General features: G+C 64.3%; 8 protein-coding genes. 5 read left to right on the forward strand and 3 right to left on the reverse strand.

Annotation, left to right across the window (positions count from 1 at the left end):
* Nucleotides 1-140: 140 nt before the first annotated feature.
* Complete coding sequence (locus tag ACORJG_RS07710; RefSeq protein WP_427792867.1) at nucleotides 141-2,234, reverse strand: ComEC/Rec2 family competence protein; 2,094 nt, start codon at nucleotides 2,232-2,234, stop codon at nucleotides 141-143.
* 58 nt (nucleotides 2,235-2,292) lie between these two features.
* Here ACORJG_RS07710 and gltX point away from each other — a divergent pair, with 58 nt between their 5' ends.
* The 3 genes from gltX (at nucleotide 2,293) to ACORJG_RS07725 (ending at nucleotide 5,607) form a co-directional block, all read left to right on the forward strand.
* The gene (gene gltX / locus ACORJG_RS07715) at nucleotides 2,293-3,708 is read left to right on the forward strand and encodes a glutamate--tRNA ligase (protein WP_427792869.1); all 1,416 of its coding nucleotides are present in this window, start codon (nucleotides 2,293-2,295) and stop codon (nucleotides 3,706-3,708) included.
* A 68-nt stretch (nucleotides 3,709-3,776) separates the two neighbouring features.
* Complete coding sequence (gltA, locus tag ACORJG_RS07720; protein WP_427792871.1) at nucleotides 3,777-5,078, forward strand: citrate synthase; 1,302 nt, start codon at nucleotides 3,777-3,779, stop codon at nucleotides 5,076-5,078.
* Between the two features lie 139 nt (nucleotides 5,079-5,217).
* Nucleotides 5,218-5,607: a cupin domain-containing protein gene (locus ACORJG_RS07725; RefSeq protein WP_427792872.1), complete on the forward strand. Its 390-nt coding sequence runs from the start codon at nucleotides 5,218-5,220 to the stop codon at nucleotides 5,605-5,607.
* A 95-nt stretch (nucleotides 5,608-5,702) separates the two neighbouring features.
* Here the strand turns inward: ACORJG_RS07725 and ACORJG_RS07730 are convergent, their stop codons facing one another.
* A complete protein-coding gene (locus tag ACORJG_RS07730; RefSeq protein ID WP_427792998.1) occupies nucleotides 5,703-6,974 on the reverse strand; it encodes an amidohydrolase family protein in 1,272 nt (423 codons plus the stop codon).
* Nucleotides 6,975-7,127: 153 nt separating this feature from the next.
* A complete protein-coding gene (locus tag ACORJG_RS07735; protein ID WP_427792874.1) occupies nucleotides 7,128-10,112 on the reverse strand; it encodes a TonB-dependent receptor domain-containing protein in 2,985 nt (994 codons plus the stop codon).
* 570 nt (nucleotides 10,113-10,682) lie between these two features.
* Here ACORJG_RS07735 and ACORJG_RS07740 point away from each other — a divergent pair.
* Nucleotides 10,683-13,448, forward strand: coding sequence for a M14 family metallopeptidase (locus ACORJG_RS07740; RefSeq protein WP_427792876.1), 2,766 nt, complete (start codon nucleotides 10,683-10,685; stop codon nucleotides 13,446-13,448).
* Nucleotides 13,449-13,583: 135 nt separating this feature from the next.
* On the forward strand, nucleotides 13,584-16,679 hold the full coding sequence (locus ACORJG_RS07745; protein WP_427792878.1) for a TonB-dependent receptor domain-containing protein: 3,096 nt from the start codon (nucleotides 13,584-13,586) through the stop codon (nucleotides 16,677-16,679).
* The last annotated feature ends 122 nt before the right edge of the window (nucleotides 16,680-16,801 follow it).

Consider the following 16,801-nt stretch of genomic DNA (forward strand, 5'->3'; position numbering starts at 1 on the left):
CCGGGCCCCAGTGCTTTGGCCTCAGGCGCAGCCTTTGAAATCTGCTCCCCACCCGGACCTGTCCGTAACTCACCGTCAGCACGTGTAGCACTTACTGGGTCCCGGCGTCCGCCGGGATGAGCGGGATTAGGAGGCGGCGCCTAATCTGCACCCCCATCACTCCACGGCCGCCTGCCCCGCACCTCTGCCGCCCACAGGGCGCGCCAGCTTCCGGCGTCATCGCGCCACAACTCCACGGAACCGCCGCGCGCATAGTCAGCGCCATCCAGCACCAGCCGCCCTTCGCATGACGGCGGCAGGAGCGACACGACCGCCCGCACGCTGATCACCTCAGCACTTCGGCACATCTGGTCCAGTTGAGCTTCACCCGGCGACGCCTTGCCCCACCACAGCGCCAGAACGCCGCTCTCGCCTTCCGGCACGCAGAAGGACCGCTTGCAGGCCCAGCCCTCGGACGGACGCCCGACCGCCTCCAGTCCCCGTCGCCGGGACCACAGGTCGCTGGCGAACTGACGCACCGACGGCCGGATCACGACCGCCTCTTCTCCCTGCCGATAGGCTGCATTGGCGCCGCCGTCTCCGATCCAGACATCCGGCGGCGCCGGGCGCGGCCAGATCAGCACGGCTGCGGCGAACGGCAGTCCCAGCAGACGCCACCATCCGCGCCACAGGCACATGAAAAGGATGCCCAGAAAGGCGACCGGCAGGGCCGCCGCCGGAGCGCTGGGGATCGTCTGCACGGCGCCGGGCAGGTTCGCCGCCCAGTGGCCGATCACCAGCATGGCGTCGACCGACTGCCCCGCCAGCCACAGAAAGGGCGCGCCCAGCCCCAGAGGCTCCAACGCCGCGCCCAGCGCCAGCATGGGCATCATGATGAAGTCGGCCAGCGGAGCGGTCGCCATATTGGCGATCAGCCCATAGACGGCTGTGCGGTTGAAATGCTGCATGGCGAACGGCCCGGTCGCCATGCCTGCCACAAGGCTGGCGCAGCACGCGGCCAGCAACCAGCTTGCGAACCGCTGCACAGCCGCGATCGGCCACGGAACAGACAGTTCGCGAATCCGCCGCGGCCATATCTCGACCAGAGCGACCAGAGCCGCCGTCGCGGCGAACGACATCTGGAACCCCGGCGTCACCACGGCCTCGGGCCGCAGCAACAGGACGACGAAGGCCGCCGCCGACAGAGCCCGCATCGTCACCGCCTGCCGGTCCGCCAATATGGCCAGAAAGGCGATGGAAGCCGTGACCGCCGCCCGTTCCGCCGGCGCCGGCGCGCCTGATATGATCAGATAGGTCCCGACCGCAATCAGGCCCGCGACCGCCGCAATCTTCTTGCCCGAGGCCCTCAGCGCCAGCCACGGCCACGCCGCGACCGACAGACGCACGGCGAAGAAGACAAAGCCCCCTACGACCGCCATGTGCAGCCCCGAGATCGACAGAATGTGCGCCAGTCCTGAATCCCGCATGGCGTCCAGATCAGGATCCTGAATCCACGTCTCATGCCCCGTGGTCATGGCCGCCGCCACCCCGCCCGTGCGCTCGCCCAGACGGGCGACGATCCTCTGGGCCAGGGCGAAGCGGACGGCGTTGACCTTCATCTCCATCCGCACCCGCCACGGCGGCGGCGACAGGTCGGCGCTGCGCGTGGGCCCGAGCGCAAACAGCGTCCCGCCCAGTCCCTGAAAATAGGCGTTGCGGCCGAAGTCATAGGCCCCCGGACTGGCGGGCGGCGGCGGCGGGTTCAGTATGCCGAAGACGCGAACAGCCGCGCCGGGCGGCGGCGGCGGCCCCTTCACCGTGACGCGCAGACGCTCGGGCGTCGCTTCGGGCGCCAGCCCTCGCACGCGAACCGGCGCCACGACGATGCGGGCGCCGTTCCGACCGGACGAATCCACGTCCATGACCCAGCCTTCGACCTGCGTCGGCTTCATATCGGCGGGCGCTATCGGCGCCGCCGCCGCACCGGCTCGCTGACTGGCGACCGCCAGACCGCCGCTGAAACAGGCCGCCATCAGCAGGATCAGCGTCGCCCAGCGCGGCAGGCCTCTCGCCTTGCCGATGATCCATGCCGTCAGCAGGACAAGGGCGACCAGCGCCAGCGGCCACGTCGTCGGTTCCTGCTTCAGCACGAAATAGGCGCCGCAGCCCGCTCCGAAACAGACCGACGACCACATGGGCCAGCGGTCCCCCTGCGCCATTACGTCCGCGCGCAGGCTTTCAAATAAGCGGGCCATAAGGGTTCGCTTCCCCACGGGCGGGCGTATAAGACCCTGCCCTATGGATGCTGCCTCTATGACCTCCCCTTCCTCGACCGTCGTCACCCGCTTCGCCCCCTCGCCCACAGGCTACCTGCATATCGGCGGGGCGAGAACTGCGTTATTCAACTGGCTGTACGCCAAAGGACGCGGCGGCAAATTCCTGATCCGCATCGAGGACACCGACCGCGAGCGTTCGACCGATGAGGCGGTGAAGGCCATCTTCGACGGCCTGTCGTGGCTGGAACTGTTCGGCGACGAAGAGCCCGTCTTCCAGTTCACCCGCGCCGACCGCCACCGCGAGGTCATCGACCAGCTTCTGGCCAGCGGCCACGCCTACCGCGACTTCCTGACGGCTGAAGAAACCGGCGCGCTGCGCGATCAGGCCAAGGCCGAGGGGCGGGACTTCGTGTCGCCGTGGCGCGACCGCGAACCGTCCGTCGATGATCTGGCCAAGCCGCACACCGTGCGCTTCCGCCGCCCGCTGGATCAGGCGGTCGTGGTCGATGACGCCGTTCAGGGGACGGTACGCTGGGAATCGGCGTCGCTGGACGATCTGGTCATCCTGCGCTCCGACGGGGCGCCGACCTATAATCTGGCCGTTGTCGTGGACGACCACGACATGGGCGTGACGCACGTCATTCGCGGCGACGACCATCTGAACAACGCCGCCCGCCAGAGCCTGATCTACGATGCGCTGGGCTGGACGCGACCGACCTTCGCCCACATCCCGCTGATCCACGGCCCGGACGGCGCCAAACTGTCCAAGCGGCACGGGGCGCAGGCGGTGCATGAATACGCCGACATGGGCTATCTGCCCGAAGCCATGCGCAACTATCTGGCCCGTCTGGGCTGGGCTCACGGCGACGACGAACTGTTCAGCGACGAGCAGGCGTTGGCATGGTTCGACCTGACCGGCGTCAACAAGGCGCCCGCCCGTCTGGACTTCGACAAACTGGCCCACGTCAACGCTCACTGGATACGGCTGGCGGACGACGACCGACTGGCCAAGCTGACGCTGGACGCCCATCTGGCGCGCGGCCGCGACCTGCTGCCGGACGATGAAGAACGCCTGTTGCGCGCCATGCCCTTCATCAAGGATCGGGCCAAGACGATCCCTGAACTGGCCGATCAGACCACATTCGTGTTGCAGGTGCGTCCAATCGCCCTCAACGAGAAATCCGCCGCTTTGCTGCAGGGCGAAAGCGGCGCCAGAATTTCACGACTGCGTGAACGACTGGGGCTTTTCCAGAGCTGGGACGTCTTCGCTCTCGAAGCTGAACTTAAGGTTTTCGCCGAAGAAGAGGGCGTAGGCTTTGGAAAAATAGGGCCTTCCCTACGGGCGGCCTTGACTGGCGGTTCTGCATCGCCCGATATCGCCAGAACGCTGTGCGCTCTGGGCCGTGACGAAAGTCTCGGACGCTTGGATGATGCGCTGCAACAGACTAAGTGAACATCCATAACCAACTCAGGCCGACCGCCTCCCCGCGCGCCGGTCGCGAAGAAGAACAAGGGGCCAAGATGACTGAACAAGCGAAACCCGCCGGCTCGGCGACCCTGTCCTACCAGGACAGGACTGTTGAGCTCCCCGTCCTCTCCGGCTCGACCGGCCCGGACGTCATCGACATCCGCAAGCTGTATGGCGGCACCGGCGCCTTCACCTTCGATCCGGGCTTCACCTCCACCGCCGCCTGCGAATCAAGTCTGACCTATATCGACGGCGATGCGGGCGTGCTGCTGCACCGCGGCTATCCCATCGACCAGCTGGCCTCGAAGTCTAACTTCCTGGAAGTCTGCCACCTGCTGCTGCACGGCGAGCTGCCCAACGCCGCCGAATATGAAGAGTTCGAGCAGAACGTCACGCGGCACACCATGCTGCACGCCCAATTCGACCGCTTCTTCGAAGGCTTCCGCCGCGACGCCCATCCGATGGCGATCATGGTCGGCACCGTCGGCGCCCTGTCGGCCTTCTATCACGACAGCCTGGACATCCATGATCCGATCCAGCGCAACATCTCGGCCATCCGCCTGATCGCCAAAATGCCGACGATCGCGGCCCGCGCCTATAAATACCACATCGGCCAGCCGTTCGTTTCGCCGCGCAACGACCTGTCTTACGCCGAGAACTTCCTGCGGATGTGCTTCGCCGTCCCGGCCGAGGACTATCACGTCGATCCGGCCCTGGTTCGCGCCATGGACCGCATCTTCATCCTGCACGCCGACCACGAGCAGAACGCCTCGACCTCGACCGTCCGCCTGGCCGGTTCGTCGGGCGCCAACCCCTTCGCCTGTATCGCCGCGGGCATCGCCTGCCTGTGGGGTCCGTCGCACGGCGGCGCCAACGAAGAGGCGCTGAACATGCTGAAGGAAATTGGCACCCCGGACCGCATTCCTGAGTTCATTCAGGGCGTGAAGGACCGCAAGTACAAGCTGATGGGCTTCGGCCACCGCGTGTACAAGAACTACGATCCGCGCGCCAAGGTCATGCAGCAGTCGGCCTATGAAGTTCTGGCCGCCACGGGCCGCGAGAACGATCCGCTGTTCCAGGTCGCCAAGGAACTGGAAGCCGTCGCGCTGAAGGACGAGTACTTCACCTCGCGCAAACTGTTCCCGAACGTCGACTTCTATTCGGGCATCACCCTGTCGGCCATGGGCTTCCCGACCACCATGTTCACCGTGCTGTTCGCCCTGGCGCGCACCGTGGGCTGGATCGCCCAGTGGCAGGAAATGATGGCCGATCCGTCGCAGAAGATCGGCCGCCCGCGTCAGCTGTACACCGGCCCGACCGAGCGCGATTACGTGCCGCTGGCCCAGCGCGGCTAAGGCCTCGCACAATGCAGAATGCACAAACGCCGGGGCGAAAGCTCCGGCGTTTTTTCTTGGCCTTGCGCAGGATCAACGCACCGGGGCCATGAACCATGGCTAAGCTGCTCACTGGCCCATCATCGACAAGGAAGACGACATGCAAGGCTATCTGGACGACATCGAACGCGCGACGCTCGACAATGACGACTATCGCCAGGTGCTCTACACCGGCCGCCACCTGCAACTGGTGCTGATGACGCTCCAACCCGGCGAGGAAATCGGCGAAGAGGTCCATGAAGGCCACGACCAGTTCTTCCGCATCGAACAGGGTCAGGGCCAGATCGTCATCGACGGCCAGTCGCGCCCGGCCCAAGCGGAGTCCGGCATCATCGTGCCCGCAGGCGCGCGCCACAATCTGATCAACACGGGGGCAGAGCCACTGAAGCTCTACACCCTTTATGGCCCGCCCGAGCATCGCCACGGCGTGCTGCACCCCGCCAAGGCCGACGAGACCGAAGAGCATTTCGACGGCGTGACCTCGGAATAGGCTTCGGACGATAAAAAAGGGGGCCAGCTGACGCCGGCCTCCTTGAAGTCCCCCTCATCGGAGCGTCTTCAGCGCTCCTGATCTCGTCGCCCTGTTCAGGGCTGGACGTAGACGTTGCCCGTCTTCATCACGAACTCGACGTTTTCCAGCAGGGTCACGTCCGACAGCGGGTTGCCCGAGACGGCGATGATGTCCGCCGAATAGCCCGGCGCCAGACGACCGATTTCTTCCTGCATGCGGAAGTGACGGGCGGCGTTGACCGTGGCGGTCTGGATGGCTTCCAGCGGCGACAGACCGGCCTGGACCAGCAGGGCGAACTCCTTGGCGTTCTCGCCGTGCGGCGACACGCCCGAGTCGGTGCCGAACGAGATCTGCACGCCGGCGCGGTGCGCGCGACGGGCCATGTCCAGCATCTGCGGGCCGGCTTCCAGAGACTTCTTGCGCTGGTTCGGCGTGAAGAAGGTCTCCGGACGCGCCGCTTCGCGGGCGACGAAATCGCCGGCCAGCAGGGTCGGCGTCAGCCAGCCGTTGTTAGCCTTGAAGATACGGATCGATTCATCATCGAGGAAGGTGCCGTGTTCGATGGAATCGCCGCCTGCGCGCAGGAAGCTGTTGATGCCGTCCGTGCCGTGGGCGTGGGCGGTGACCGTACGGCCCATGAAGTGGGTCGTCTCAACGATGGCGCGCAGTTCTTCATCGGAGAACTGCTGGTTCAGACCGGCGCCCGTATCCGACAGCACGCCGCCGGTAGCCGTGATCTTGATGATGTCGGCGCCCGAACGCACGCGCTCTCTCACGGCGCGGCGGCAGTCGTCGGCGCCCGAGCAGACGCCGTTCTGACGCAGAACCGGCACCAGGGCCGCACTGACGCCGTTGGCGTCGCCGTGACCGCCGTGCGGCGTCACCGTACCAGCCGAGACCAGCATGCGCGGGCCAGGGATACGACCGGCGGCGATGCCGTTGCGCAGGGCCACGACGGCGTCGCTGGCGCCGCCCAGGTCCGCGACCGTGGTGAAGCCCGCCTTCAGCGTCACCAACGCATAGGCGGCCCCGGTGATAGCCGAGTCAGCCGCCGTATTGGTGAAGCGCGCGACGCGGTTGCCTTCGCCCTGCTGGTTGGTCAGGTGGACGTGGCCGTCGATCAGACCCGGCAGGACAAAGCGGTCCTTCATGTCGATGACGCCCTGGTCGCCGACGTAGCCGTTGACGATCTCGCGCACGCGGCCGTTCTCAACGACGATGGTCTGACGCTCGGTGACGCGGCCGGTGGCCGGGTCCGCCAGCAGCTTGCCCGCATGAATGTAGGACACCGTCGGCGCCTGCGTCTGGGCCGCAGCCTGAGCGACAGCAACCGGCGATACCGCCATCAGGACGGCAGCGACCCCCGCAGCCCATGTCTTCTTGGGTTCAAAAGCCAATTTTTTCCTCCATGCGACGATTGAACGTCGACTCGATATGCGGGAAGCCCCCCGCTTGAACGCAACATGCGCCGTGGGGCTGTAACAGCCCCACGGCTTAGATCAAAAAGCCTTGGTTACAGCGACCGAGAAATAACGTCCCAGGGTGTCATAATTCTGGGGATCGTAGATTCCGCGGATATCGCCCACCTGCGGCGGTTCCTTGTTGAACAAATTGGTCACTGTGAACCGGACTGTCGTTTCGTATGGCAGGTTGACCCGCGCATTCAGGTCGAAGACATCATAGGCGTCCACGCCCCGCGCCGTGCTGGTCGGCGAGGTCACGCGCGCGCTGTTGATCATGGCCGAGGTGTGCCGCCAGCGCAGGCCCACATTCCAGTTCTCACGCGAATAGGTGACGCCGGTATTGGCCTTCCATTCCGGGTGCGCCTGACCGGCGTTGGCCTCGATCGCCGTGCCCCAGCTGCCCGCATAATCGAAGGTGGGCGCGCCCGGCAGGGCCTGAATCTCGAAGCTGTTCAGATAGCTGATCGCCGAACTGAAGCTCAGTTGGCCATTATCCGGCAGCCCGATGTCAGCCAGATGCAGGCGCCAGTCCAACTGCAGGTCGATGCCGGTGACGTTGAACTGCCCCAGGTTCAGCAACGGCTGCTTCGGGTTGATCATATAGCCGTCGCTGGTCCCGCGATCCTGCAGCGTGCAGTAGTAGTTGTTCGGATCGTAGGTCGGGTTGTTGCCCCCGTCGTTGAAGCAGTAACGGATGCCGTTGCCGACGCCCAGAACGCCGACAGCGTCCGACACCTTGATCTGATACCAGTCGATCGAGGCGCTGATGTTGCTCAGCCAGGGCGACTGGAAGCTGGGCTGCAACACGGTCCCGAAGGCATAGGTGTCAGCCGTTTCTTCCTTGAGGTCCGGGTTGCCGCCGGTCAGGGCGAAGACCTGGGCCGCGCCAAATTCATAGCCGTTGATCAGGCTGGCCGGAACGCCCAGCGCCACGCACAGATCCTTGACCTTGTCGCCATTCGGCCCGGTCCGGAACGAACTGCGGTGATCGCAGGGATCGCCGTTGGTGTTGGCGGAGGACGGCGTACCAACATCTACCGTGGCTGAAGAGATCGGCGAGAAGAGTTCCCCGACGCTCGGCGCGCGCACGGCGCGGTTATAGCCGCCGCGCAGACGCACGATATCATTCACCTGCCAGTTCAGGTCCACCTTGTAGGCATGGACGCCGCCGACCGAACTGTAGTCGGAGTAGCGGTAGCCCAGGTCCATCTCCAGTTCCTTGATGAACGGCTTGTCGCGCAGCAGCGGCACAAGGAATTCAGCGAAGATCTCGGTCGTATCGACCTTGCCCGAGGATGCCCGCAGTTCGCTGTATCCCAGAATGTCGCTGGTCCCGTCCGGCTGATCCAGCGCGGAGTCAGGACGGAACTCGAAGTGGTTATAGCGATAGCCCACGCCCGCCGCGAAGCGCACTTCACCGGCAGGAAGCTGGAACAGGCCGCCCTGAACCGAGGCTTCAGCCATGCGCTGGGTCAGTTCATTGGTATTGGTCGTGCCACGGACCATGTAGTTGACGCACTCGGCCGACGGACGGTGGTTGCCGAACGGATTGAAGCCGCCCGCGCACAGTTCGGAGCCGCCGGTCGGGCTATAGAGCAGCTTGCTGATGGCCGAGCGGCTGACGCCGCCGGTCTGGACGTTTTCGAAGCTGGCCTTTGAGACGCTGGCGTAGGCTTCCCACGTCCAGTCCTTATAGCCTACCTGCCCCGACAGACCGCTGATGAACTGGTGAACGTCATAGGCATAGGACTGGAGCCGCTCCCCTGCGAAATCCAGGTCCTTCCACAGCGAGAAATCGGCAGTCGGATTCGGACGCGAGGCCAGGAGGTGAGCAAGATCTGCGCCGATGTAGGGGTTGGTCACCGGCGCCGACAGGGCATAGGCCAGACCGGCCAGTGTCGGATTGAAGGTGCCTTCTGACTCATAGCTGGTCAGCGAGCCCTGCAGGAAGAAGTCGATCTCCGGCGTCAGCTGATAGTCGACGCGCGAGAACAGCGAATAGCGTTCGTTCTCGTTCTGGATCCGGCCCCGGTTCCAGCCCCACAGCATGTTGGTGCCTGCGGCGTTCAGGAAGTGTCCGTCCGTCTCCGGGTCCTTCAGGTTCATCACCTTGGACGCGCCGCCCAGGTTGAACAGGCTCTGGTCGCCGGTGTTGAAGCCGATCTGGCCGTTGTAATAGGGGTCGTTCGGCAGAACCGAGCCGATCACCGGCGTCAGTCCATATTTGCCGACGAAGATGTCGTTCACCGCGTCGATGGTCGGGCGGTTGCTGCCGAACCAGGCGGCGCCCTGGGCGATGATGGCCGTGTTCGACTGGCGGTTACGCACGAAGTAATAGTCGCGCTTGGACTGGAAGGCCGGTTCGCGCATCGAATAATCGAGCGAGATCACCGCCCGACCGCGGCCTTCGGCGAACTGCTCGCCTGCCGTCACCGAGGCGCGGAAGCTTTCACCGTCGCCATAGTCGCTGATGCCGTACTGCGACGAGACGGTGACGCCGCTGAAGTTGCGCTTCAGGATGAAGTTGACCACGCCCGCCGTGGCGTCCGAGCCATAGGCCGTCGAGGCGCCGCCGGTGATGACCTCGACGTTGCCGATCAGGGCTTCCGGAATGATGTTCAGATCGACCGAACCGTCAGGGTTCGACGGCTGAAGCCGCTTGCCGTCGAGCAGCAGCAGGGTCCGCTTGGAGCCCAACCCGCGCAGGCTGGCGTAGGCCTGGCCGCCGTTCAGCGAGGTCGACGACGACCCAGCCGTGCTCTGTCCCATGGCGCCCGAGAACTGGGGCATCTGGGTCAGGGCCTTCTCGACCGTGACCTGGCCGGTGTTCTCGATCGCCTCTGAAGACACTGAGACAAGCGGACTGTTGGACACATAGTCGCGGCGCGCGATACGCGACCCCGTAACCACAATCTCCCCGACCTCGCTGACCGCCGGCTCTTCCTCCTGGGCCAGGGCGTGACCGCCCCCTCCCAGCAAGGCCAGCGTGGCGCAGCCACATGCCAACCAGGCACGATTCATGGTGGGGCGAACGCCCCCTCCCCCGTTTTGACGCATGAAGAATCCCCTCAAATCCCGTTACGCGTAAATCTGATGCGCGACGTCGTGAACAGCGCCGCTTGCGGGGAATGTTCCCGCGATGCTCGCCATAAACAAGACAAAATACCGCCTGAGCGCAAAAATAATATAAATGATATACATTCCATGAGGTTGCATTGCCCAAATGCAGATCGTTATGGGGGATATAGCGCCCTAAATCGCCCAATAGTTGTTATTTTGCGCAATTTTTATCCTTCAATGAAATATTTGGGCGCGACGCTTTTTGACACTTTTCGGGAACTCTACGTTCGCTGGACGGCGTTCTGTTCCATCTTCACTTTCTGAACCGCTCCTCAGTTCGCGCGAAGTCGCCTCGGAAACACAATCTGTGCGCGATAACCGTCAAAAATTGAGGGAAAGAGACAAAAAAAGTCTCAAATGAGGCCGTCGGGGGCTTTCATGTGTCTTCAATTTGGCGAAGCTAAGGGCGTCCGTGGGGAGAGCGGGCGCGAACACATAAAAATCATGAGGGGAATGATGGTCCGTAAAACCTTGGCGATTCGTCTGTGCGCAGCCCTTTTGGCCAGCACGGCGCTCACCGCCGCCGCAACCGGCGGCGCCGCCTATAGCCAGCCGGGCGCCAGCCCGACCGCCGCCCGCATCACGTCGCCCGCCAGCTTCTTCCCGCAGAATCCGGGCACGGACTACTTCCTCGCAAACTACGACCAGTACGAAGCCTACCTTCAGCGCATCGCCGCCGAATCCGATCGCATGAAGCTGGAGAGCTTCGGGACCTCGGCCGAGGGCCGCACCCAGTGGATGGCCATTGTGTCGTCCCCGGCCAACCTGGCCAATCTGGCCCGCTATCAGGACATCGCCCAGCGTCTGGCGCGGGCCGAGGGCCTGACGCAGGAACAGGCCGCTGAACTGGCGCGCGACGGCAAGGCCATCGTCTGGATCGACGCCGGGCTTCACGCCACCGAGACCGTCACCACCCAGGGTCAGATCCAGATCCTGCACAATCTGCTGACGCAAAACGACCCGGAGACCCTGCGCACCCTGGATGACGTCATCATCCTGTTCGGCCACGCCAACCCGGACGGGCTGCAGCTGGTCGCCGACTGGTACATGCGTAACCCCGACCCGCAGAAGCGCGAGTTCAACTCGATCCCGCGCCTGTATCAGAAGTATGTGGGCCACGATAACAACCGCGACTCCTACATGTCGCTGATGCCCGAGACGCGGAACATCAACCGCGTCCACTATCGCGAGTGGTTCCCGCAGATCGTCTTCAACCAGCACCAGACCGGCCCGCGCGGCATGGTGGTGTTCATCCCGCCGTTCAGGGACCCGTTCAACTACAACTTCGATCCGCTGGTGATGACCACGACCACCGAGGTCGGCACCATCATGCACAGCCGTCTGATCGCCGAGGGCAAGGCCGGCTCGGGCAAGGACAGCGTCGCCCCCTATTCGACCTGGCACAACGGCATGTACCGGTCGGCGCCCTACTTCCACAACATGGTCGGCATCCTGACCGAGATCATCGGCGGTCCGACGCCCGAGGCCATTCCGCTGATTCCGGAAACCCAGCTGGCGCGCAATGACGAGCCCATGCCCATCGGACCGCGCATGTGGCATCTGCAGGACAGCATCGATTACCAGTGGTCGATGAACCGGGCGGTGATCGACTATGCCGCGCGTAACCGCGAACGCCTGCTGATGGGCATCTACCAGATGGGCGCCAACAGCATCCAACGCGGCTCGCAGGACAGTTGGACCATCACGCCGCAGAAGGTCGACGCCCTGAAGGCCGCCGCCACCGCCACGGATCGCGGCGCCGTCGACTCCAGCCTATACGACAGCGTGGTGAAGACCGCCGAGAACCGCGACCCGCGCGGCTTCATCATCAACCCGGCCGAACAGCGCGACCTGCCGACCACGGTCGCCTTCCTGAACGCCCTGATCCGCAACGGCGTGGACGTGGACGTGGCCAGCGCCCCCTTCACCGTCAAGGGTAAGTCCTATCCGGCCGGTTCCTATGTAGTGAAGACCGCGCAGGCCTTCCGTCCGCACATCCTGGATATGTTCGAGCCCCAGGACCACCCGCACAACACCGAATACCCGGGCGGGCCGCCCAAGCTGCCTTATGACGTCGCGGGCTACACCCTCGCCTATCAGATGGGCGTCACCTTCGACCGCGTGCTGGACGGCTTCGACGGCCCCTTCCAGCGCACGAATAAGGAATTGGCTGCGCCTTCCGGCTCGGTGATCGGAAACGGCCGTGCGGGTTTCCTGATCCCGCATGAGGTCAATAACAGCTTCATCCTGACCAACCGCCTGCTGAAGGCGGGCGCACAGGTCGAATGGCTGAAGGACGGAGCGCGCGTCGGCCGCACGGATCTGGCCCCCGGCGCCATCTGGGTTCAGGCCTCGCCGGAAGCCTCGGCCGCCGTGCGTCAGGCTGTCGGCGAACTGGGCTTCAACGCCTATGCCGTCGACCGCAAGCCTGCCGGTCAGGCGATCGCCCTGAAGCCCGTGCGCGTGGGTCTGGTCGACCGTTATGGGGGCGTCATGAGCTCGGGCTGGACCCGCTGGCTGCTGGAGCAGTACGAGTTCCCGTTCGAGGTCGTCTACCCTCAGGCGCTGGATCAGGAAGACCTGAACGCCAAATATGACGTGCTGGTCTTCACCGACGGCACGACGCCGGCGCTGACGCACCCGGCCTATCGCCCGCAACGCAACCAGCCCCTGCCCAAGGCCGAGGACATTCCCGCCGAATTCCGCGGCTGGCTGGGCGAAGTCAGCCAGAATGTGACCGTGCCGCGCCTCAGCGCCTTCGTGCGCAATGGCGGCTCGGTCGTCACCATCGGCGGCGCCAACCGACTGGCCCACCTGATGGGCGCGCCGATCCAACCGGCCCTGGTCGGTCAGGACGGCGCCAATACGCGGCCGCTGACCACGTCAGAGTTCTTCCTGCCCGGCTCGATCCTGCGCGCCTCGGTGGACAACCGTCAGCCGCTGGCCTTCGGCATGCCCTCGCAGGCGGACATCTTCTTCTCCAACGGCCAGACCTATCGCTTCCAGGCCGGAGACGCCGCCTCGATCGCCTGGTTCGACAGCGCCGCGCCGCTGCGCAGCGGCTGGGCCCACAATCAGGAGCGGCTGAAGGATACGGCCGCCGTGGTCGAGGTCGAAATGGGCAAGGGCAAGGTGTTCGTCTACGGCGCCGAAGTCACCCAGCGCGCTCAACCCGCCGGAACCTTCCGACTGTTCTTCAACGGACTGCTGTACGGACCCGCGTCGGCAGAAAAGTAAAACCTGAATAAGAAACATGAGCCGAAGCAAACAAAACTCCGGCTCTCAATACCCGATCATCAGGCAAAAACACTGCTCAAAAAACTTTACCTGATGACGGCTTGAAAGCAGCCAACCAAACACGAGGGGAAAACAATGAACACTCAAAGACACACGCGATTCAAATCAAGTGCATCACGGATATTGCTGACCAGCGCCTGCGCCTACGCCGCCCTGATGGCCGGAGCAGCCCACGCCCAGGAAGATCAGGCCGGATCCGCGACTCAGGTCAGCGACATCATCGTCACCGGCTCACGCGTCGCACGCCCGGACTATGTGGCCAACAGCCCGATCGTGTCGGTCTCGACCGAGGCCATCGAAGACACCGGCCAGGTGTCGGTCGAACGCGCCCTGACGCAATTGCCGCAGTTCACCGGCGCCTTCGGCCAGGCCAGCACGGGCAGCAGCTCCACGACCCTGAACGCCGGTCAGGCCAACGCCAGCCTCAGAGGCCTGGGCCCCAAGCGGACCCTGATCCTGCTGGATGGCCGCCGGATGCAGCCGTCGTCTCCTGACGGCTCGATCGACCTGAACACCCTTCCTGACGCCCTGATCGGCAACGTCGAAGTCATCACCGGCGGCGCCTCGACCGCCTATGGTTCGGACGCCACGGCGGGCGTGGTCAACTTCCGCCTGCGCAATATCGAAGGCCTGACCCTCAGCAGCCAGTACGGCGTCAGCGAATACGGCGACGGCGAACAATTCCGTGCAACCGCGACCGCCGGTTCGCGTTTCGCCGATGGACGCGGCCGCGCCATGATTTCGGTTGACTACTCCCAGCGCGAGCCTGCGCTCCAGAGCGACCGGTCGTTCAACATCATGCGCACGCCCCAGAACGGCACGGCGACGCTCGATTCCGGCGCCATGCTCTTCCCAGGCAACGCGCCCAGCGCCGCCGTGGTCAACAATCTGTTCACCAATGTCTATGGGACCAATCCCATCACTGGGGCCACCACTCCCTACGCGGGCCAGTTGGGCTTCAACATGGACGGCACCCTGTTCAGCCACGTCACGGTCGGAAACTATTTCGTCGAGAACTATCGCGACCCGGAGACGGACACCCAATACATCGCCGGCAGCCGTAAACAGCTCAACTTCGGCTGGCCGAACAGCCAGGTCGTGAACACCAATGAGCGCATCACGGTCTTCTCCAAGCTTGATTACGATGTCACCGACAATACCTCAGTCTTCGCCCAGGCGACCTTCACCAGCTATGACGCGCTGACCTATTTCAACCCGACCCTGGCGTCGGGCGCGGCCTATGCGCTCAGCGCACCGGTCACCAACCCCTTCCTGACGCCTGACGCCCGGTTGATCCTGGCGTCGCGCCCCAACCCCAACGGCGACTTCACCTTCCAGAAGGCGTTCACCGCCGCCGGCGACCGCCTGCAGACCAATACCTATGACGTCTATCAGGTCGTCATGGGCGCCAACGGCGTCGTGCCTTATCGCGACTGGACCTGGGATGCCTTCGCCAGCGTGGGCCAGACCAAGACCAACAACATCCAGCACGGCGCGCTCAGCAAGTCCGCCGTCATGAACCTGCTGTACGATCCGTTCGGCGGCGCGGGCGGTTCGCGCATGGAATACGACCCGGTGACGGGCGCCTCTGTCGGTATGGTCAACTACCCCGTGCTCTGCGCAGGCGGCGCCAACTTCTTCGGCAACCATGCGCTTTCCCAAAGCTGTATGGACTACATGAGCCGCCGGACGTCGAACACCAATGAGATGAAACAGCGGGTCGCCGAAATAAACCTGCAAGGGGGCCTATTCAATCTTCCGGCGGGTGAAGTTCGCGTGGCGACCGGCCTGGGCTATCGCTACAACTCCTTCCAGTACAACTCTGACGAACTCTACAACATCCCCGGCGTCGGCAGCGACATCCTGGGCTACAGCGTGCTGCGTCCTTCCGGCGGCAACACCAGCGTCAGCGAGATCTACTTCGAGGCGCTGGTTCCCATCCTGAAGGACATGCCGATGGCGCAGGAGGTCAATATGAACCTCGGCTATCGTTATTCCGACTACAGCAGCGTCGGCGGCGTCAGCGCCTATAAGGTCGACGTCGACTGGAGCGTCATCGATTCCCTCCGTCTGCGCGGCGGCTACAACCGCTCGGTGCGCGCGCCCAGCGTGGGCGAACTCTTCGCGCCTGAATCGTCGGGCAGCACCGGCATCGGCAGCCCCAGCGCGTCTACGCCGTTCGGCGGCGACCCCTGCGACGTCCGCTCGGGCTATCGCGGCGGCTTCGGTCAGAGCGGCGCCAACGCCGCCAAGGTCGAGGCCCTGTGCGCAGCCATGGGCGTACCGGCGGGCGTGCTTCCGACCTATCAGTTCGGCTCTAACCAGGTGTTCGCCCTGACCGGCGGCAACCCCGACCTGAAGGAAGAAACCACCGATACCTATTCGATCGGCGCCGTCATCCAGTCGCCGTTCTCCTCGCCGCTTCTGGAACGGATCTCGACCTCGATCGACTGGTATTCGATCGAAGTCACTGGCGCAGTCGGCAACCTGCCGATCATCCAGACCATGGAGAACTGCTTCAATCTCAATGGCGGAAACCCGACCTATGACGTGAACAACTACTACTGCCAGGTCATGGGCAAGCGTAACCCGACCACAGGCTTCCTGTATGAGCCGGGTCAGCCCGCGCTGAACCTGGGCGCCTTCAAGGTCAGCGGCGTCGACCTGCAGGTCGACTGGACATTCGATCTGGCCGATATCGGCCTGCCCGCCTCGGCCGGCAGCCTGTCTCTGGGCACCGTGGTCAGCTATGTCGACAAGTTCGAGATCCAGAACCTGCCGGGCGGTCCGTCGTACAACTACGCCGGCAGCCGCGGCACCGCTGTTGAGGAGGGCGCCGGCGTGGCCCACCCCGACTGGAAGGCCAACACCACCATCTCCTACTCCAGGGACTGGATGAACGTCAGCCTGCGCTGGCGCCATACCGCCGCGATGATCAGCGCCGAACAGATCCGAAACCCAGCCAGCACGACCCGGGGCGTCAAGGCTTATGACGTCTTCGATCTGAACGGCCGCTTCACCCTGCCGCACGACCTAAGCGTGCGCGTCGGCGTCGCCAACCTGTTCAACAAAGAGCCGCCGCAAGTCGGCAACTTCGCCGGCAGCTATGACGGCCAGAACTACGATACGCTCGGCCGTTACTACTCAGTCTCCGTAACCAAGAGCTTCTGATCGGCCTGAGTATCGGAGAAGGAAAGTGTTCGATTCTGCCCTGTCCTTCTCCATCTCCGGCATCGTCCTCAACAAGAAGGTTTGACCCACGCCTTCCAAGGAGCGCCGGTCCGCCCGGCGCT

The sequence above is a fragment of the Brevundimonas diminuta genome (assembly GCF_050310045.1).
Classification (GTDB): domain Bacteria; phylum Pseudomonadota; class Alphaproteobacteria; order Caulobacterales; family Caulobacteraceae; genus Brevundimonas; species Brevundimonas diminuta_F.